This is a genomic window from Bradyrhizobium sp. HKCCYLRH1030 (assembly GCF_051168395.1).
Classification (GTDB): Bacteria; Pseudomonadota; Alphaproteobacteria; order Rhizobiales; family Xanthobacteraceae; genus Bradyrhizobium.
The window spans coordinates 86,216-105,459 of record NZ_JBNPUY010000005.1 but is presented as its reverse complement, the minus strand read 5'-3'; the positions used below and the strand labels follow the sequence as shown (position 1 = coordinate 105,459).

The following is a 19,244-nucleotide window of genomic DNA, read 5'->3' as shown; positions in this document are numbered from 1 at the left end:
TCATCTAGTACCTTCAAGGGAGGATCGGCACGCTATCAACATGGGTTTGTAGACCTCGGCACCCGAGACTTCCAGCAGGCGCTCGGCGTCGAGCAGCGATCCGACAGCTTCTGCGTCGTTCCGAAAATCGGAGTCGGACGAACTGATCAAACATCGCAGCAGCACCGCGTGGAGTTCACCGATCCTATCCGTCCTGCGTCGGGCGATGACGCTGGCTTCCTCAGCAACGTCGAGTGCACCACGGAGGTCTCCTGCGCGATAAAGGACGTCAGCCAGATCGCTCATCATGCGCGCTTCGAACTCGAGGCCTGCCCTGGCGCGCCTCGAGTACTCGATCGCTTCCCTGAGATCATACGCGGCGTGAGTGAAATCGCCTGCAGCCGCCCGAGCAAGACCAGCCCCTGCCAACGCCTGCACCCGAATGTACGGCATGCCCGACGCTTCAGCGATCTGAAGCAGCTCGGCCGAGTGCAGAGCCGCGGCCTCAGCACGACCTTGCCATCGAGCAAATTCAACAGCGGCAAAGTGCGGGATAAAACGGACCACCGGAGCCAACTGTTCGGGAGGGGTATTCAACAATTCGAAAAGCTGAATTTCGAGCTCAGCGAAACAGCCGAGCTGGACCAGGATTCGCGTCCTGAGGCACTTGATCCAATATTCAACATCGAATCCCAGGATCTGATTTGGCGTCAGCCCCAGGGTTACACTACTGTCAAAACCACCTTGGTTAGCGATCGTCGCCTGCGCCGTGTTCGCCGCTGCTAGCGCGTCTCGTGCTCTCCCCGACAGCAGAAGCGCCTGCGCCAGCATGGCGTTGACGGTCGCATAGCGGCCGACATCGCCCTCCTCCGAGGTCAGCTTGACCGCATTCTGCACGAGGTTGACGTAGTCGTCGGCTGCGCCGGTCGAGGCGAGGACGCGGCCGTAAGCGCCGAGCAGGATCGGCTCGTGCATCTTGTCCGAGGAGCGCGCATAGCGCAGCGCCTCCTCGGCGAAAGGCCTCACCTCCTCGGCCGAGATGCCCTCCCGCCATCCGCAATTGAGGATCTGGCCGCTGGCAAGCGCCCTGAGGCGATCGACGTGCTCGGATGGCGGCACCGTCTGCAGCATGGAGCGGATCTTTTTCCAAAGCCGCAGTGCCTCGGCCGTATTGGTGCGGCCGATCCAGCGCGCCGCGCGCTGCAGATGCTCGACGGCCTGCATGGTCTGGCCGGCGAATTCGTAGTGCGAGGCGATCAGGGCGGCGAACTCGTCCTGCGTGCCCCAATCCAGCGCCTCGATCGCCTTGGCCACGGCCACGTGCACGCCGCTCAGGCGCGAGCGCAGCTGCATGGCATAGGCCACCTCCTGGATCAGCGGATGGCGGAAGGCGAGCACGCCCATGTCGAACGGCGGCATATCATAGAGAAGATCGGCATGCCTCAGTTGTGCGAGCGCGTCGAACAGGTCCGCCTCGCTGAGCCCCACGACAGGCTTGAGCACGGCGAGCGCGACCGAGCGGCCGATCACAGCCGCTGTTTCCAGGACGCTCTTGGCGGTCTCGCTCAGACGGTCGATGCGGGCCGCTACCACGGCATGCACCGTCGGCGGCAGCGGAATCGGGCCGATCCCGCCCTTCAGCCGATAGGCGCCGCGCTCACCCTCGAACCCGCCGCTCTCGGAGACCGCGCTCGCCAGCTCCTCGAGGAAGAAGGGATTGCCCTGCGCGCGCTCGATGATGTCGCCGACCAGCGCCTCGAGCGATGCGTCGTCGCCGAAGACGCCGCGCAGCAGTTTGCGCGCCTCGGCGGATGCGAGCGGCACGATGTGCAGCTCGTGAAACGGAGCCCGCTGCATGAAGGACGCGGCAAAACCAGGCCTGTAGTTCACGACCAGCAGCGTCTTGGTGCCGATCGAGGCCTCCGCGAGCGCCTCGACGAACTCCTCGCTGGCCTCGTCGAGCCAATGCAGGTCCTCGATCATGATCACCACGGCGCCATCCGCCGGCGCCGAGCGGAACAACGTCTTGAACACGTTGAGGAGACGCGTCTTGAACACGCCCGGATCGAGCCGAAGCGCAGGACGAGACGGATCGGCAAGGCTCATGAAGTCCAGCAGCAGCACCAGCGCCGTATCGGGAATGCCGAGGGCCTCGAGTCTGTCGACCACGCGCTGTCGCGACACCTCGACGGGCTCCTTCGCCCGGATGCCGAAGAAGTCGCGCAACAATTCGAGCACCGGCTGGAACGGGGTGGCGCGGCCATGTGCCAGCACGCGCGCCTCGTAGACGCGAATGCCCTGGCGGCGACAGTGCTCGGCGAACTCGAAGCACAGCCGGCTCTTGCCGATGCCGGCCTCGCCGACGATGCCGACCACAGCGCCACGCGCCGCCAGGACGTCGTCGAGCTCGCGTTCGAGCACCGCAAGCTGAGCGTTGCGCCCGATCAGCGGCAACAGGCGTTGGCCGCTGCGGAAGACGTCGCTCGCCGGCGCGTTCAGGCGGCCGATCAGCTTGTAGATCGACACCGGCGAGGCAATGCCGCGCAGCGTGCGGGTGCCGAGCGGCTCGGCTTCGACGAACTGCCTGGCGCCGGTGTAGGTCTCCTTGCTGATGAGGATGGTCCCTGGCTCGGCCATGTGCTCCAGACGATTGGCCAGATGCACGTTGGCGCCGGCCGCATCGTAGGTCTGGTACATGCTGTTCTCGACGACCTGGACGATCACCTCGCCGGTGTGCAGTCCGACGCGGACCTGCAGATGCGGATCCGCCAGGCGGGCGATCGAGTCCTGCATCGCGAGCGCGCCGAGACAGCCGCGCACGGCGTGATCCTCGTGCGGCACCGGCGCGCCGAACAGGGCCATGACGCCGTCGCCCTGTGTCTTGTTGACGACGCCGTCATAGCGGTGGACGGCCTCTTTCATGAGGTTGAGGACCGGATCGAGCCGTTGCATCGCGAGTTCGGGATCGCCGAGACTATCGATCAGCTGGGTCGAGTCACGAATGTCGGCAAACAGGATGGTGAGTCGCTTGCGCTCACCGCCCTTGCTGCTCAGGGTCCGTAGCACCCGCTGGGCGTTCTGATCCGGCTGAGCCAGCCGGCCCGGCAACGGCGCGCCGCATTGGCCGCAGAAGCGATTCGACTGGCTGTTGGTCTGGTTGCACGCCTCACATCTGAGGCTGAGCGGCTCGCCGCACCGGTCGCACGAGGCTCTCCCGGGCTGATTCTGCCTGCCGCACCGCGCGCATTCCATGGCCCCTCCGTTCCACGGCGGAACTGATTCATCCCATCACGGCATGAGTCTATGGAACTGCCACAATTCTCGCGGGAAAAATAGCCTTGCGTGGCCGAGTGCGGCGATCACGATGCTCAGCCCCGGCCGCTTTCCTGCGCCACCGCCTGCCAGGCAATGTCGCGCCGGCAGAAGCCGTCAGCCCATTTGATGCGGTCGACGGCCTGATAGGCCCGCGCCTGAGCCTCGGCGACGCTCTTTCCCGACGCGCAGACATTGAGGACGCGCCCACCATTGGCGAGAATGGCGCCGTCCTTCGCCACCGTGCCGGCGTGGAAGATCTCCACGCCCTCGATCCTCGCGGCATCGTCGAGTCCCTCGATGACACCACCCTTCGCGTAGTCGCCGGGATAGCCCTTCGCGGCCATGACCACGGTGACGGCGGCGTCGGGAAACCAGCGCAGGTCGAAATTCTTCAACTGCCCATCGCAGGCGGCCAGCATGGCGGGCACGAGATCCGACATCATCCGCAGCATCAGCACCTGACATTCCGGATCGCCGAAGCGCACGTTGTATTCGAACAGCTTCGGCCCCTGAGCCGTCAGCATCAGGCCGGCATAGAGAATGCCCTTGAAGGGTGTGCCCCGGGCGCTCATCCCGGCAATGGTCGGCTGAATGATCCGATTCATGATCTCGTCATGAATCTCCTGCGTCACGAACGGCGTCGGCGAATACGCTCCCATGCCGCCGGTGTTCGGTCCCTGGTCGTGATCGAACACCCGCTTGTGGTCCTGGGCAGACGCCAGCGGTATCGCGGTCTCACCGTCGCACAGCGCGAAGAACGACACCTCCCGCCCTTCGAGAAACTCCTCGATGACGACCTCGGCGCCAGCGACGCCAAAGCCGCCCTCGAACATCATCTTGATGGCGTCCTCGGCCTCGGCAACCGTCTTGGCCACGACGACACCCTTGCCGGCCGCGAGCCCGTCTGCCTTGACGACGATCGGAGCGCCGTGCTCGCGGACATAAGCGAGCGCCTCGGGGGCATTGTCGAAGCGGCAGTAGGCGCCGGTCGGGATGTCGTATTCGGCGCAGAGATCCTTGGTGTATCCCTTGGAGCCCTCGAGCTTGGCGGCGAGCCTGGATGGGCCGAACGCCTTGATGCCGGCAGCCTCGAGATCATCGACGATGCCGGCGGCGAGCGGCGTCTCGGGGCCGACCACCACCAGATCCACCTTGTTCGCCCGGCAGAAGGCGATCACCGCCGCATGATCGGCGACGTCGAGCGCGACACATTCGGCCTCCTTGGCGATCCCGGCATTGCCGGGCGCGCACCACAGCTTGGTGAGCAGCGGCGAGCCGGCAATCTTCCAGGCGAGCGCGTGCTCGCGGCCGCCGGAACCAAGGAGCAGAATGTTCATCGTCGATGCCGTCGCAGAGGGGTGGGCCAATTTGGACGCCCCAATTGCCCGGCCCTCGCAACGGAGTCAAATCATGGCTCCGGCGGCTTCGCGGCAGCGCCGGCAATGATGCCCTGCAGGTTCGCGACATAGCGGGCGAAGGCCGCACGGCCGGCCGCGGTCGCCGTGACCGTGGTCTGCGGCTTCTTGCCGACGAAGGCCTTGTCCACGGCGACGTAGCCGGCGCGCGCCAGCGTGTCGATATGCGCGCCGAGATTGCCGTCGGTGGCGCCGGTCAGCTTCTTCAGCCGGACGAATTCCAGCCCGGCCACGGCAGGCAGGGCATTCAGCGCCGCCATGATCTTCAGCCGCAGCGGTTGGTGGATGATCTCGTCGAGCTCCGCCAAACCGTCAGCTCCGCCGCATCCACAAGCCGGCGAGAACCAGGCCGCCGCCATTGACGAACGCCATCCACAACGGGAAAGCCTTGCCGATGAAGAGGTAGCCGACCAGGGTCAACGCGGTGACGCAAAGGCCGAACACCGTGAACGCCGCGCCGAACCACAAGCCGGCGAGGCCGTAGAACAGCATGAAATAGATCGGCCAGAATGCGCCCATCTCGCGCGGTCCGAAATGGCCGATCGCTTCGACGAAGAAGCCGAACGCAAAGAACATGACGAAGGCGAGCAGCGCCCGGAGATCGAAGCTGCGTACGCCGGAACGCGCCTTCTCCGTCGCGCCCAACCCCAGCGACCCGGCCAGACCGAGGACATAGACCGATAGCCAGGCCTTGTCGGCGTAGTTGGGCGCGAGATAGGTCACGAGATTGCCGGCGAAGACGAGAACGCCCCAGAGGATCATCAGCAGGCTCGACAGCCGATAGATCTGCGACTGCCGCACGCGCTTCGTCACATCCTCGATGTCGCTGAGCGCCCGCGCGGCTTCCAGGCTGTCGATCATGCGGTTTGGACCTCTAGTGCGTCGCCACGTCCTCGGCGATCGCGCTCACCGCCTGCGGCGCCGACACGATCTCCATGTGATTGACGCTAGCGATCAGCTTCACGTCAACGCCCGGCACGACGGCGTGCACCGCATCTGCATATTTGTCGGCGAGCATCAGCTCGTCATCGGCGCCGGCGATGACGGTCACCGGGTGCTTCGCCGCAGTGAAATCGGCCTTGTAGCCACGGGTCGCGAAATTGCGGAACAGCCGGTAGCTGTAGGTCGGCGCCAGGAATTTCTCCGAGTTCGGCCTGACAGCAAAGGCCAGCACAGGCAGTGCCTCGCAACACGGCATGCCGATGCGCCTGAGCACGCCGAGCGCCAGGATGCGCGGAATGTCGGGACCGGCCCAGCCGCCCGAATTCTCCCGGTTGGTCGGCGCGTCGTAACCCAGATAGGGCGCGAGCAGCACGGTGCGCGTGAACAGATCCTGGATCGGGGCGCTCGCCGCGCGCAGCGCGAAGCCGCCGCCAGCCGAATGGCCGAGCAACACGATCGGTTGGGCCGGAATCGACCTCCTGACCTCGGCGACGAGGTCGGCGAGATCGTCTTCGAGCTGTCCGAGATGGCCGATGTCGCCGCGGGTGCCGGAGCCGCCATGGCCGCGAATGTCGGGCGCGAAGGTATCGATGCCGCGCGCCGCCAACGCATCGGCAAGGGCATGCACGGCGACGCTGGAGCCGGAGGAGCCGTGGACCACGATGGCGACCTTGCCGACAGCCGTTCCGCGCGCCGGGTAGTGGCGATAGGCGAGCTCGGTGCCATCGCGGGCACTGAAGCGCTGCAGGCCGGGCATGGTGCTGCGGTCGACCTGGCCGGCCGTCTCCGAGATCGACTTGAGCTCGGGCGGGCGCACGAGTGGCGTCGCGATCATCGCAGCCAGGGCCAAAGCGAGCACGCCCACGAGGCAGAGCCCCCATCCTAGGACCCGAAACAGGAACTTCACGCCGCGTCGCACGCTCTCCTCCAGCCCTTCTGCATTTTACAGAGTACTCTGTACTACAGAGCTATCGAAAAGGCAACGGCTTGATTGGCGGCGGACGCGGAAAGCCCCTACCTTGGCTGCTGCTCCCCGAACCGAATCAAACAGCGATGCCGCCTGCGGAAGCCTTGCCCAACGCGCCCGAATTCACCGTCACCGAGCTGTCCTCGGCGCTGAAGCGCACGGTCGAGGACCAGTTCGGCCACGTCCGGGTGCGCGGCGAGATCACCGGCTTTCGCGGGCCGCATTCCTCGGGGCATTGCTATTTCGCGCTCAAGGACGAGAGCGCCAAGATCGAGGCGGTGATCTGGAAGGGCGTGCATGGCCGCATGCGCTTCAAGCCCCAGGAGGGGCTCGAGGTGATCGCCACCGGCAAGCTCACCACCTATCCGAACTCGTCGAAATACCAGATCGTCATCGAGGCGCTGGAGCCGGCCGGGATCGGCGCGCTGATGGCGCTGATGGAGGAGCGCAAGCGGAAGCTCGGGGCCGAAGGACTGTTCGATCCCGCACGCAAGCAACTGCTGCCATGGCTGCCCGAGGTGATCGGCGTCGTCACCTCGCCGACCGGGGCCGTCATTCGTGACATCCTGCACCGGCTCGAGGACCGCTTTCCTCGCCGCGTGCTGGTCTGGCCCGTGAAGGTGCAGGGCGAAGGCTCGGCCGAGCAGGTTGCCGCCGCGATCCGCGGCTTCAACGATTTGCCGCAGGATGGCCCGATCCCGCGGCCCGACGTGCTGATCGTCGCGCGCGGCGGCGGCTCGCTGGAGGACCTGTGGTCGTTCAACGAGGAGATCGTGGTCCGCGCCGCGGCCGAGAGCATGATCCCGCTGATCTCGGCGGTCGGCCACGAGACCGACGTGACCTTGATCGATTTCGCCGCCGACAAACGTGCGCCAACGCCGACAGCAGCCGCGGAAATGGCGGTGCCGGTGCGCAGCGAGCTGATGCAGGAGGTCGCAAGCCTCGCGCGCCGTGTCGGCGTCTGCTGGCAGCGCAGCCAGGAGAGCCGCCGCAACGAGCTGCGCGCCGCCGCGCGCGCCCTGCCCGGCGCTGGCGATCTGCTCGCCATTCCCAGGCAGCGGCTGGATTCGGCGGCCGCCGGCCTGCCACGCGCGCTGAAGACCAACACGCATGTACACTTTCGCCAATTCGCGGCGGCGAGCGCCAAGCTCACTCTGCGCGTGCTGCACGCGCAGATCGCGCAATCGCGCCATCGGCTCGTCGCGTCATCCGAGCGGCTGTCGCTGTCGTCGCGCGGCCAGTTGCACCGGCGGCGCGAGCGATTCGAGGTGCTCGACGCCCGCTTCAAGGCCTCGCGCCAGGCCTATGCCCAGGCCAAGCGCCAGGCCATCGGCCGCGAGCGCGACCGAACCGAACGTCTTGCCGAGCGGGCCCGGCGCGCGTTGCTGACCCAGCTTCAGCGCCTGACGGCCCGCGTCGGCCAGAACGAGAAGCTCCTCACCGCGCTGTCCTATCGCAGCGTGCTGGCCCGTGGATTTGCCCTGGTGCGTGACGAGGCCGGCCACCCGCTGCACCATGCCGCGAGCATCGGTCCGGGCGCCGCGCTCTCGATCGAATTTGCGGACGGCAAGGTCGCGGCCACGGCGGGCGCGGACCGCCCGCTTCCGCCGGCAGCGCCGTCATCGCCGAAACCTGCGCGCGAGGCCAAGCCTTCGGCACCGAAGCGCACGCCCGATCCCGCCGACCAAGGCAGCCTGTTCTGAGTAGCCTTCAGCGCGCCAGCCAATCGGCCACGAGCTTCTGCGCATCGGCGCGCGCCTCGGGATCCGAGCCGACATGGCCGCGCTCGGGCGCCCCGGCGTCGGATCCCGCGACCTGATGCAGCGGCAGGTTCACACGATCGAAATCGTGATAGGCGCCGGGATAGATGACGATGCGGGTCAGCGCGCTGCGGCCGCGCGCGCCATCGATCATCTGCCGGCACGCGGGCGGCGAATAGACGTCGTCCAGGCCGCCGATCAGCACCAATGTCGGGACGCGCGTGCTCCAGCCGAGGCCGGACGAGGCGCGGCAATCCGGATAGAACGCCACCGCCGAGCGGAAATCCGGCGAGACATGCTCGGGCAATTGCGGGCGCACCGCCCACAACAGCGCGCTCGCGCCGGCCGCCCAGCCGACCAGGCTGACCCGGTCGGGCATCGCCCAGGCTTGCTCGGCCAACCATTTCTGCGCGATCACGATGTCGGCGACACGCTCGCGCCGGCCGCTGATACGACGCTCCTTGACGCGGCATTGCGGGCCCAACCCGCGCGAGCCGTAGCTGTCCGGCAGCAGGACGGCCTTGCCGTCCCTGACCAGTTCCTCGGCCCAGTCGCGATAGCGCGGCAGCACCGGCTCGGAGCGGCCGGAAAGCCCGCCGCAGCCGTGGAGCGCGACGACGACCGGAAATGGGCCGGCCCCCTTCGGCCGGTAGAGCTGGGCGTGCAGCACATAGCTTCCCGAGGGGATCTCGACCGCGACGGGCGCTGGCAACGGCTCTGCCAAGGCTGGAAACGCCGTGGCGCAGAGCAGTGAGACGACGATGGCGACGAGGGAGCGCATCAAACCAGCCGGGCGGGACAAGCGGCGGATATCGCAATCTAGCTAGCACGGAGTTTCGAGCAGAAGCATCACAAATCAGTGGGTTTGCGCGGGGGGACAGCGTCCCCCATCTATGCTAGGAAATCATCGAAATTCGGCCTGTCGTGTGCGCGCGGCGCTCGCGTAGGGGGACTTCACGTCAAGGAATTGGAGATCGCGGACGTGCTCAACAAGTTTGGTCCCTCGGGCCAGGGCGAGGCGCAGGTGCAGTATCTGGATGGCGATTTCCGGGTGATCTCACCGGGAAGCTATGTGCGCTGCGCGGTCACCGATGTGCGGATTCCGCTGGACGAGCTGAAGTATTGGAGTGTCGATCTGCAGGAAGCCTACGCCCTGCCGAGCGCCGTGCTGCAGCGGCATTATCCGGGCGCATTGAAGGCCAACGGCTGATCTTTGCGCTTCGCTGACAGCCGTTGCACAACCAGCGCGCGCAACGCGGCGAGATCGTCGAACTGCAGTGTCACCGAGAATGCCGTGACATCGGGCGCGGCCTCGTGGCCGCGGAACCGCACGAGATCTTTTTCCGTGGTCACCAGGGCAAATCCATCACGCCTGGCTTCGTTGGCGAGGGCCACGACGTCGCCCGCCGTGAATGGGTGGTGATCCGGAAAGGCACGCTCGCGCCTGACGTCGAGACCAGCGCCGCGAAGGGTGCGGAAGAAGCGGGCGGGGTCGCCGATCCCGGCAAACGCCAGCAGCGGCCTGCCCCGCAGCGCCGAAACGATCTGCGGATCTGGCCGCAACGCGGCTGAAAACACCGGCTTGCCGGCCGCCAACACATGTGAGGCGACCGCCTCGCTGGCTCCGCCGCTGCCGATCACGACCAATGCGTCGGTGCGCGCCAGTTGCGGCGGCAGCGGCGCGCGCAACGGTCCGGCGGGAAACACCTCGGCATTGCCGAGGCCGCGCGCGCCGTCGATCACGATCAGCGCGAGATCCTTCGCGATTGACGGATTCTGGAAGCCATCGTCCATCAGGATGACGGAGGCGCCTTGCGCCTTGACGAGACCGATGCCGTCGGCGCGGTTGCGCGCCACGACGACCGGCACCCGCGCGGCCATCATCAGCGGCTCGTCGCCGACATCGGCAGCCTCATGGACCGCAGGATCGACGACGACGGGACCGCCCAGCCGGCCGCCATAGCCACGGCTCAGCACCACCGGCCGCTCGCCGAGGTCACGCAGAATATCGGTCAGCGCCAGCACGGTCGGCGTCTTGCCGGCTCCGCCGACATGGAAATTGCCGACGCAGATCACCGGCAGGCCGGCATCGACGCCGCCTTGCGCCATCCGGCGTGCGGCAACGGCGCCGTAGAGTGTCGAGAGCGGAGACAGCAGACGCGATTGCCAGGAGGCCGGCCGATGCCAGAAGGCCGGCTCACGCATCGCCGGCGGCCCCCATCTCGAGCCTGACCTGCAACAGATACGGCTCGAGCGCTGACAGCGTCCGCTCCAGCGCGCCACCGAGCTGATCAACCACCCGCGTTCCCGCCGCAACCAGGCTGTTGCCGGCTGCGGGATCAGCGAGCAGTTGCCGGAGTTGGCGGATCAGCGCCTCCTGATCGTGGGCGAGCCTGGCTCCCCCGGCTTTGTCCAGCGACTCATAGACGTCGGTGAAGTTGAACACGTGCGGCCCGTGCACGATGGCCGCACCCAGCTTGACGGCCTCGATCGGGTTCTGGCCGCCATGCTCGACCAGGGAGCCGCCCATGAACACGACCGGCGCCAGCCGGTAGAACAGGCCGAGCTCACCCATCGTGTCGGCGACGTAGATGTCGGTGCCGGCGAGCGGCTGGTCCTCGCGCGACCGTAAGGCGCCCTGCAGGCCGGCGCTTGCGACGAGCTCCGCGACCGCCGGGCCGCGATGCGGATGGCGCGGCACGATCACGGTGAGCAGCGACGGATAGGACACCGACAAGGCCTTGTGGGCCGCGATCAGGATCTCGTCCTCGCCGGGATGCGTGGAGGCGGCGACGACGACCGGACGGCCGCGCGTCATCGCCGTGAGCCGATCGAGCTTCGCCGGATCGGCGGGCGGCGCCGGCACGTCGAGCTTGAGATTGCCGGTGGTGATGACGTTGCGCGCGCCGAGCGCGGCGAACCGGTCGGCATCCGCCTGCGACTGCGTCAGGAAGAGATCAAAGCGTCCCAGCAAGGCGGAGATGGTGCCGGACATGCGGCGCCAGCGCGGGAACGAGCGCGGCGACATGCGGCCGTTGATCACCACCATCGGCACCCGCCGCGAGGCGCCGGCGAGGATGAGATTCGGCCAGAGGTCCGACTCGATGAACAGCCCGAGCGAGGGACGCCAATGATCGAGAAACCGCTCCACGAAGCGCGGCGTGTCATAGGGCACGTATTGGTGGATCACGTCGGGCGGGAAGCGCTTGGCCACGATGGCGGCCGACGTCACGGTGCCGGACGTGATGAGGATGCGGATGTTGAGCTCACGCAGCCGCTCGATCAGCGCCGCCGCCGCCAGCACCTCGCCGACGCTGGCACCGTGAATCCAGACCAGCGGACCCAGCGGGCGCGTGTCATGGCTCAGGCCGCGCCGCTCGTCGGTCCGCTCGGGATCCTCCTTGCCGTGCTTGAGCCGCTGTCTGATCAGTGCCGGCGCAAGCGGCACCGCCGCCGAGGACAACCCGCGGTAGACACGCAGGGCCATCGGCAGCGGGCTAGGCACTCGATGCTCCCGACGCGACCGGCGGAGGACAGGCCTCGGGACGGCCGACGATCTCATAGGCGCGGCGCATGCATTCGTTCAGCGTCGCCTCGAGGTCGAGACGCGCCTCTTCCATCATCGCGGCGTCGGCATCGCGCGGCACGTTGATTTCCTTGATTCCCACCAATGCGCCGCGGCCGAATGGCAAATTGATGGTGGTGCTGTCCCAGTTCTTCAGGCGGATGAAGCGGCTCGTGACCATTGCGAACGGCATGATCGGACGTCCTGATTCGCGCGCGAGCATGATGATGCCGAGACCCGCAATCCGCGCCCGCTTCGGCACATCGGCGGTCGATGCAACATTATAGTTGTCTTCGAGCGCCCGCACCATCTCCTTGAACGCCCCCACCCCGCCTTTCCGGTGGAAGGAGGAGCCATGATCGCCGGAGCCGCGGATGGTTCCGATGCCGAGCCGCTCGGCGGCGATCGCGTTGAACTCGCCGTCGCGATGCCGGGAGATCAGCACCTTGGCGCGATAGCTCGGCTTGTTCTTGATGAAGGGGGTCAGCAGATGCTGGCCGTGCCAGAACGCGAAGATCGCCGGCATCTGCGGCTCGACGATGTCGTAGACCTCCGGCGGCTCATAGGTGAAGCGGTTGGTCAGCCACACCAGCCGCAGGTACTCGGCCGCGAGAAACCCGACGGCGCGCTGGAACCAGCCGCTACGCAGCGTATTACGGATCAGATGTTTCAAGTCGCGAGCTTTGCGTCTTACTTCGCATCCTGACCGGGATCGAGCAGCCGGTGCAGGTGAACGATGAAATAGCGCATGTGGGCGTTGTCGACCGTCATCTGCGCCTTGGCTCGCCAGGCGGCGTGGGCCGCCGCGTAGTTCGGATAGACGCCGACGATATCGACCTTGTCGAGATCCTTGAATTCGTTCTTGTCGAGATTGATGAGCTCGCCGCCGATCACGAGGTGAAGGAGCTGCTGCGAGGCGCTATCTGTCATCGGTATCGTTTCCTAGTCAACGCCTTGCAGGCGACGTGGAGGGTGCGATCCAGGGCGATCAGTCCGGCGGTAACCTGCGATACTGCGCGACGATGTCGGCATGTCGGTCGCGGCCCGCTGCCACCAGCACCCCGTGCACCACCTCCGGACGATTATAGAGGATCGCCTCGCCGGACAACGCGGTCATTTTACCCCCCGCTTCCTGCACGATCAAATGAGCCGCCGCAAGATCCCAATCGCGGCTTTGCCCGCCTGCAAAAGCGGCATCGAGCCCGCCATGCGCGACACGGCACAGGCGCAGCGCCAATGATCCGATTCGCGGATGGAGTTCAATCCGCGCAGAATCCGGAGCCAGCCGCTCAACCAACGGTTTTGGACCGGCCACGCGCGAGAATTCGAGCTCTCGTCCGGGCGCCACCCGAACCGGCTGTTCGTTCAACGTGGTGCCGCTACCGCGGGCGGCGAAGAAGAACTCCTCGCTGACCGGGACATGCACGGCGGCGAGTATCGGCGCACCGTGGTCGACCAGCGCAACGCTCACGCACCAGTCGTTGCGGCCGCCGAGATAGGACCGCGTGCCGTCGATCGGATCGACGATCCAGACCCGCGACCGGCCGAGTCTTTCCCGATCATCCGCGCTTTCCTCGGACAGCCAGCCGTAGTCCGGCGTTGCGGATCGCAGCCTGCGTTCGAGCAGTGCATTGACCGCCATGTCGGCTTCGGAGACGGGCGACGACGCCCCCTTGGTCCATTTGCGCAGCTCCGTTCCGAACATCGAACGCGCGAGCTCGCCGGCTTCGCGGACCGCCTCCTTCAGGAGCCTGGCGTCTGCCGCGAGGCTGGTCTCGTTCGGTTTCTCGATCTCATCGTCCGCCAAGCGTCAATCCTTCGATGCGCACCGTCGGCGCATTGACGCCATAGCGGAATTCCAGATCGCTGGCGGGCGTCATCGACTTGAAGATCTCGAACAGATGCCCGGCGATCGTCACCTCGCTCACGGCATAGCCGATCTCGCCATTCTCGATCCAAAAGCCGGACGCGCCGCGGCTGTAGTCCCCGGTGACGCCGTTGACGCCCGAGCCGATCAGGTCGGTGACGTAGAAGCCCTGCTTGATGTCCGAGATCAGCTCCTTGGCTGTCACGACGCCGGCTTCGAGATGCAGATTGAACGGACCGGGCGAAGGCGACGACGACACGCCGCGATGGGCGTGGCCGGTCGTCACCATGCCGAGCTCGCGCGCGGTGCCCGAGTCCAGCAGCCAAGTCGTCAGCACGCCGTCGTCGACCAGCGCGGTCTGCTTCACCTTCACGCCCTCGGCGTCGAACGGTTGCGACCGCAGTCCGCGCTTGCGCAGCGGATCATCGATGATGCGGATGCCCTTGGCGAAGAGCTGCGCGCCGAGCTTGTCCTTGAGGAAGCTGGTCTTGCGCGCGATCGAGGCGCCGTTGATGGCGCCGACCAGATGTCCGACCAGCGAGCCGGACACGCGGGGATCGAACACCACCGGCACCTGGCACGTCGCAACCTTGCGCGGATTGGCGCGCGCCACCGCGCGTTCGCCAGCGCTGCGCCCGACGGCCGCGGGCGCCAGCAGGTCGGCGCCGTGCGGAGCCGCCGTGTAGTCGTAGTCGCGCTCCATCCCGGTGCCTTCGCCGGAAATGGCGGTCGTCGAGATGCTCTGGCTCGAACGCAGATAGGCGCCGTGAAAACCGTCGCTCGTGACCAGCACCATGCCGCCGATGCCGGTCGAGGCCGACGCACCACCGGACTTCGTCACGCCCTTCACGCCGAGCGCGGCGGCCTCCGCCTCCTGGGCACGGCGTTCCAGCTCTGCGGTCGAGGGAATCTGCGGATCGAGCAGGTCGAGCTCGGGAATATCGCGCGCCAGCAGCGCCGGATCGGCGAGGCCGACATATTGGTCGTCAGGCGCCACCCGCGCCATCGCCACGGCCCGCTCGGCCAGCCGCGCCACGCCGTCGCCGCTGACGTCGTTGGTCGACACCACGGCCTGGCGCTTGCCGACGAGAACGCGCAGGCCGACATCGTCGCCTTCCGAGCGCTCGGATTCCTCGACGCGCCCGTCACGGACCTCGACGCCCTGCGAGATGCCGCGCACCGCGATGGCGTCGGCGGCATCGGCGCCGGCCTTCCTCGCGGCTTCCACCAGCCGCTCGGCGAGCGTTCGCAGGGCGGACTGGTCGAGCAGATCTGATTGGGCTGATGTCGACGATGAGGCTGGGGAAGAGGTCACGAACACGATCCGATCGATGTCAGGTGGGCGGCGAAGACGGCTCAATCCAAACGAAATGTGGCCTGTTCACGCCGACTTCAAGCAGGACGGCAGACGGCACATCGGATTGTCGGCAAATCGGCAATGTCTCGTCAATCATGCGGGGCAAGCGCTTGTCAATCATGACGGTGAGAGGATCATGCGTGAGATCTGATTAACCAGGCTTGTTAAGCCGATACGGGCGATCCGCGTGGCAAGGTCACACGCATCGACCGGGAGCATAATCCCGGCGGGGAGACCAAGCCGTGAGGCGTCAAACAGCAACAGGCGGAAGCAATTCCGCTGGGTCGGGCCGCGTCCTGCGGCTCGACCCTCTTTCCCTGCCCGTCTCGTACAGCGCGCACGATACCCGTGCCGATGGCGGGATCCGGCAGATCGAATTGCACCGGGAGCGCGTGGTCCTGCGGCGTGCCGTCAGCGGCATGCGCATGGCCCTGAACCTCCGCGTCAGCGACTTCCTCGGCATCGGCGTGCGCGAAATCGACGCCACGCAGGTGATGCTGGTGCTCGTCCACCGCGACCCCTCCCTGACCATCCCGCTCTGCGTCAGCGACGACCAGAACGAGATCGTTGCTGCGTGGGCGATGTGGAGCGAGACGTTCGCGCTGCCGCAGTTGCAGGACGCGCGCCGCGAGGCGACGCCGCGCCGCCGTCGCCGCAACGCGATCCGCTCGCGCCGCCCGCGCTTCCTGATGCGCCGCCGTGTCGGCTACCAGCTCAATCCGGCCTCGGTCCATCGCGGCGAGCGCGAGATCATCGCGCGCAACTGATCAGGTTGCGCGTAGCACGGCATCGACCAGCAGCCCTGCGAACAGCAGCAGCCCAGCATCGCGGTTCGACTTGAACACCCGCAGGCACAGCGCCGGATCGGCGATATCCAGACGCCATATCTGCCAGCCGAGATGCGCGGCAAAACCCGCGAGTCCGAGCCACGCCGCGACATGCACATGGGCAGTCGCGAAGGCGGCCCCTATCAGCATCACGGCCAAACTGTAGAAGACGACCAGCGCCAGATGTGTCCGCTCGGCAAACAGGCGCGCGGTCGACTTGATGCCGATCAGCGCGTCATCCTCAGCGTCCTGATGTGCGTAGATCGTGTCATAGGCGATCACCCACGAGATCGACCCGGCGTAGAGCAGCAGCGCGGTTGCATCGATGCGGCCGAACGCAACCGCAAATCCCATCAGCGCGCCCCACGAGAAGGCGAGACCCAGCACGACCTGCGGCCACCAGGTGACACGCTTCATGAACGGATAGATCGCGACGATCAGCAACGAGGCGATGCCGGTGGCGATTGCGAACCGGTTGAACTGTAGCAGTACCACCAAGCCGATCAGGGCCTGCGCCACCAGGAAGGCGAGCGCCTGCTTCACGCCGACCTGCCCGGCCGGAATCGGTCGCGAACGAGTGCGCTCCACCCTGGCGTCGAGATCGCGGTCGGTGATGTCGTTCCAGGTGCAGCCGGCGCCACGCATGACGAACGCGCCGACGAAATAGAGCCCGATCCACGCAGGCAGCATGGACAGATCCCCGCCGATCCCGGCCGCCAGAGCGGCCGACCACCAGCACGGCATCAGCAGCAGCCAGGATCCGATCGGGCGATCGAAGCGGGCGAGCCGCAGGTAAGGCCGGCTCCACACCGGCGCCAGCGTGTCGACCCAGTTGCCGGTCGCGTCAGCAACGCGGACGGCGGTCGTGCTCATCGGGTGAGAACGTTGCCAGTCATGGTGTCGAAGGCGGAACCGCCCTTCTTCGTCATGTTGGCCTCAGGCAGCGCAGCCGACGAGCCCAGCACGTCGCTCAGGCTCGGAGCCGCGGGCCTTCCGGCCCCCGACTGCATCTGCGCCGCCACGGCACAGACCTTCTTTTCCAGCGCGTCGGTGTTCTTGTGACCGGCCTTCAGCTGATCGGAGATCTGCTGGGGGATGCCGCAGCTCGCCGCATGCGCCTCGACATATTTGATCATCTTCACTTCGGCCTTGCCGAAATTGGCGATCAGCTTGCAGGCCTCGTCAGGCGAGGCCTTGCGGTCGCTCGCGGCCTTGATCAGCTTGCCGCGACGCTCGGCTTCCTCGCGCAGCGGCATGAACTCCTTCATGCAGCTCTCCGGCGGGCCACCCTGCGGCGCGGCTCCCATCGGGGCCGGCTGGAAGCCGCCACCGCCACCGCCGCCGAACGCCGAGGCGCCTGGACTGGGGAACGGACTTGCCGGGGCTGCGGCCCGGGTCGGCGCCGCACCGTTGATGGGTGGAAACGGCGAATTGCTGGTCTGGGCCTGGCCAGGCATCGGCGCGGGAAACGAGCTCTGCGCGAAGACCTGCCCTGTGGAGAGCACCAGCGCGGCAATGGCGAGCGGCATGAAAGACTGGCGGACGATCAAGGCTGGTTCTCCGGCAAGACCAAGAATCCTCAACACTTCCGGATGAAAGCACGATCCGATCCGGGGCTTTTACGATTCTCGCCCGTCCAGCACAACCGCGGATTTGATCACATCCGCGGCGCAGAGACGCAGCCGGGTTCCAACCGGCGCGGAGGCCCAAAACGAGGCCCTTCCCGAACGTCGGAGCCCAAAAATCCGTTCACTCCGCGCCCTCGCCCACCTGGTCAAGCCGGAGTCGCCAGTTCAGCGGCCGGCGGGACGGTTCACGTCGCCGTGCACACCTTGCGCATCACGGCCAGGGTGTTTTCGTGATTCGCCTTCAGCTGATCGGTGATCTTGGCGGGGATTCCACATAGCGAGGCATGCGCGACCGCGTAGTCGATCATCTTGGTCTGGGCGAGCTCGTAGTCATGCACCAGCTGACAGGCCTCGCCGGGCGCAAAGCGCCGCTCGGTCGCCGCCTTGAGCAGCTTGGCCCGGCGGGCGGTCTCGTCCCGCAGCGGGGTGAACTCCTTCAGGCAGGTCTCGGGCGGGCGGAAGCCAGCCACGCTGGCACCGCCCGGAACCGCGGGGGCCGCCCGTTGCGGCGCGGCGACCGCCTTGTCATCGGCCCGGGACGGCGCGGCGACCATCACCGCGATGATCGCGACCAGCGCCCAGATCGCAAGCGCCGAAGTCGAATGTCTCAAGATCAAGGCCGTTCTCCGCATCGAGGCTTACGGAATCGTCGGATGTCCGTCCCGGGGGGACGACCGGCGGGATCGAAACGGTAAAATCTGTCGACAGCACGGCCGAAAGGCGCCATCGCCGATATCCGATACAACACCACGTGACGGCCCTTCCGGCTTTGCGGCTGGCGCGTGGGTCCGGTAAGCAACGTCCATCATCGGCTCCGCTTCGCTCCATGCCCGCATACGACTTCAACGCCCCGCGCCTGTTCGTCGACGCGCCCCTGCAGGAGGGAGGCTCGGTCGCGCTCGACCGCAACCAGGGAAATTATCTCGGCAACGTCCTGCGCCTTGGCGCCGGCGATCACGTGCTGGCCTTCAACGGCCGCGACGGCGAATGGCGGGCCGTGATCGAGGGCCGCAAGCGGCCGGATGGCCTGACGATCCAGCAGCAGAGCCGGCCGCAGGATCACCTGCCGGACATCGCCTACGTCTTCGCACCGCTCAAGCACGCGCGGCTGGACTACATGGTGCAGAAGGCGGTCGAGATGGGCGCCGCGCGGCTGGAGCCGGTGATCACCCGTCGCACCCAGGTGTCGCGCGTGAATAGCGAGCGCATGCGCGCCAACGTGGTCGAGGCCGCCGAACAATGCGGCATCCTCAGCCTCGCCGACGTCAAGGACCCGGTGCCGCTGGAGCGCTTCCTCGCGCAGCGGCAACCCGAGCGGCTGCTGGTGTTCTGCGACGAGGCGGCCGAACTGGCCGATCCGCTGCAGGCCCTGCGCGGCGGCCAGAATGCGGCCGGCATCGACCTGCTGATCGGACCGGAGGGCGGTTTCGCCGACGATGAACGGACGCTGCTGCTGCGCCAGCCGCATGTGATCAGGCTGGCCCTGGGCCCGCGCATCCTGCGCGCGGATACGGCCGGCGTCGCCGCCCTCGCCGTGATTCAGGCGACGCTCGGAGACTGGGCCGGAGCCCGCGGTTAAGGCATCCGACCAATTGTGGCGCGCCGCGGCCATTCCCAGTCGA

Annotated in this window: 19 protein-coding genes; 4 read left to right on the top strand and 15 right to left on the bottom strand. The window is 66.9% G+C overall.

The annotated features are described in order from the left end of the window. From ACQR1E_RS16270 to ACQR1E_RS16250, 5 genes are all read right to left on the bottom strand, one after another. Positions 1 to 3,231 (bottom strand): AAA family ATPase, encoded by a 3,231-nt coding sequence (locus ACQR1E_RS16270; RefSeq protein WP_434897292.1) that lies wholly within the window; start codon positions 3,229 to 3,231, stop codon positions 1 to 3. A 116-nt stretch (positions 3,232 to 3,347) separates the two neighbouring features. Continuing rightward, on the bottom strand, positions 3,348 to 4,631 hold the full coding sequence (gene purD / locus ACQR1E_RS16265; RefSeq protein WP_316226945.1) for a phosphoribosylamine--glycine ligase: 1,284 nt from the start codon (positions 4,629 to 4,631) through the stop codon (positions 3,348 to 3,350). Between the two features lie 71 nt (positions 4,632 to 4,702). Then, a complete protein-coding gene (locus ACQR1E_RS16260; RefSeq protein WP_315716689.1) occupies positions 4,703 to 5,017 on the bottom strand; it encodes a transcriptional regulator in 315 nt (104 codons plus the stop codon). A 4-nt stretch (positions 5,018 to 5,021) separates the two neighbouring features. Continuing rightward, on the bottom strand, positions 5,022 to 5,570 hold the full coding sequence (locus ACQR1E_RS16255; RefSeq protein WP_434897291.1) for a hypothetical protein: 549 nt from the start codon (positions 5,568 to 5,570) through the stop codon (positions 5,022 to 5,024). Between the two features lie 13 nt (positions 5,571 to 5,583). Beyond that, entirely contained in the window at positions 5,584 to 6,486 is a 903-nt protein-coding gene (locus tag ACQR1E_RS16250) for an alpha/beta hydrolase (protein ID WP_434897389.1), read from the bottom strand. A gap of 218 nt (positions 6,487 to 6,704) precedes the next feature. Between ACQR1E_RS16250 and xseA the strand changes: the two genes are divergently transcribed. Next, complete coding sequence (gene xseA, locus ACQR1E_RS16245; RefSeq protein WP_434897290.1) at positions 6,705 to 8,321, top strand: exodeoxyribonuclease VII large subunit; 1,617 nt, start codon at positions 6,705 to 6,707, stop codon at positions 8,319 to 8,321. Between the two features lie 7 nt (positions 8,322 to 8,328). On the opposite strand, the gene ACQR1E_RS16240 is transcribed toward xseA, so the two are convergent. After that, the gene (locus ACQR1E_RS16240; protein ID WP_315716686.1) at positions 8,329 to 9,159 is read right to left on the bottom strand and encodes a dienelactone hydrolase family protein; all 831 of its coding nucleotides are present in this window, start codon (positions 9,157 to 9,159) and stop codon (positions 8,329 to 8,331) included. Between the two features lie 201 nt (positions 9,160 to 9,360). Between ACQR1E_RS16240 and ACQR1E_RS16235 the strand changes: the two genes are divergently transcribed. Then, entirely contained in the window at positions 9,361 to 9,588 is a 228-nt protein-coding gene (locus tag ACQR1E_RS16235; protein ID WP_315716685.1) for a DUF2093 domain-containing protein, read from the top strand. Here the strand turns inward: ACQR1E_RS16235 and lpxK are convergent. From lpxK to ACQR1E_RS16205, 6 genes are read right to left on the bottom strand one after another with little or no spacing between them, the layout of a single operon-like run. Continuing rightward, positions 9,558 to 10,583 (bottom strand): tetraacyldisaccharide 4'-kinase, encoded by a 1,026-nt coding sequence (gene lpxK / locus ACQR1E_RS16230; RefSeq protein WP_434897289.1) that lies wholly within the window; start codon positions 10,581 to 10,583, stop codon positions 9,558 to 9,560. The genes ACQR1E_RS16235 and lpxK overlap by 31 nt on opposite strands. After that, the gene (locus ACQR1E_RS16225; RefSeq protein ID WP_434897288.1) at positions 10,576 to 11,883 is read right to left on the bottom strand and encodes a 3-deoxy-D-manno-octulosonic acid transferase; all 1,308 of its coding nucleotides are present in this window, start codon (positions 11,881 to 11,883) and stop codon (positions 10,576 to 10,578) included. The genes lpxK and ACQR1E_RS16225 overlap by 8 nt, the downstream gene beginning before the upstream one ends. Continuing rightward, positions 11,876 to 12,616, bottom strand: coding sequence for a lysophospholipid acyltransferase family protein (locus ACQR1E_RS16220; protein ID WP_315716682.1), 741 nt, complete (start codon positions 12,614 to 12,616; stop codon positions 11,876 to 11,878). The genes ACQR1E_RS16225 and ACQR1E_RS16220 overlap by 8 nt, the downstream gene beginning before the upstream one ends. Before the next feature lie 17 nt (positions 12,617 to 12,633). Then, on the bottom strand, positions 12,634 to 12,873 hold the full coding sequence (locus tag ACQR1E_RS16215) for a DUF4170 domain-containing protein (protein ID WP_009031572.1): 240 nt from the start codon (positions 12,871 to 12,873) through the stop codon (positions 12,634 to 12,636). A gap of 58 nt (positions 12,874 to 12,931) precedes the next feature. Next, a complete protein-coding gene (locus ACQR1E_RS16210; protein WP_434897388.1) occupies positions 12,932 to 13,735 on the bottom strand; it encodes a 3'(2'),5'-bisphosphate nucleotidase CysQ in 804 nt (267 codons plus the stop codon). A 1-nt stretch (position 13,736) separates the two neighbouring features. Further along, the gene (locus tag ACQR1E_RS16205; RefSeq protein WP_409998678.1) at positions 13,737 to 15,125 is read right to left on the bottom strand and encodes a TldD/PmbA family protein; all 1,389 of its coding nucleotides are present in this window, start codon (positions 15,123 to 15,125) and stop codon (positions 13,737 to 13,739) included. Between the two features lie 284 nt (positions 15,126 to 15,409). On the opposite strand from ACQR1E_RS16205, the gene ACQR1E_RS16200 reads away from it, so the two are divergent. Then, positions 15,410 to 15,934: a DUF6101 family protein gene (locus tag ACQR1E_RS16200; protein WP_315753424.1), complete on the top strand. Its 525-nt coding sequence runs from the start codon at positions 15,410 to 15,412 to the stop codon at positions 15,932 to 15,934. On the opposite strand, the gene ubiA is transcribed toward ACQR1E_RS16200, so the two are convergent. The 3 genes from ubiA to ACQR1E_RS16185 form a co-directional block, all read right to left on the bottom strand. Next, positions 15,935 to 16,867, bottom strand: a complete 933-nt coding sequence (ubiA, locus tag ACQR1E_RS16195) for a 4-hydroxybenzoate octaprenyltransferase (protein ID WP_434897287.1) — start codon at positions 16,865 to 16,867, stop codon at positions 15,935 to 15,937. It abuts the gene before it with no gap. Next, positions 16,864 to 17,541: a hypothetical protein gene (locus ACQR1E_RS16190; RefSeq protein WP_434897387.1), complete on the bottom strand. Its 678-nt coding sequence runs from the start codon at positions 17,539 to 17,541 to the stop codon at positions 16,864 to 16,866. Before ACQR1E_RS16190 ends, ubiA begins: the two co-directional genes overlap by 4 nt. A 266-nt stretch (positions 17,542 to 17,807) precedes the next feature. Continuing rightward, positions 17,808 to 18,239: a hypothetical protein gene (locus ACQR1E_RS16185; protein WP_316171666.1), complete on the bottom strand. Its 432-nt coding sequence runs from the start codon at positions 18,237 to 18,239 to the stop codon at positions 17,808 to 17,810. A gap of 209 nt (positions 18,240 to 18,448) precedes the next feature. On the opposite strand from ACQR1E_RS16185, the gene ACQR1E_RS16180 reads away from it, so the two are divergent. Beyond that, on the top strand, positions 18,449 to 19,201 hold the full coding sequence (locus ACQR1E_RS16180; RefSeq protein ID WP_316184192.1) for a 16S rRNA (uracil(1498)-N(3))-methyltransferase: 753 nt from the start codon (positions 18,449 to 18,451) through the stop codon (positions 19,199 to 19,201). The last annotated feature ends 43 nt before the right edge of the window (positions 19,202 to 19,244 follow it).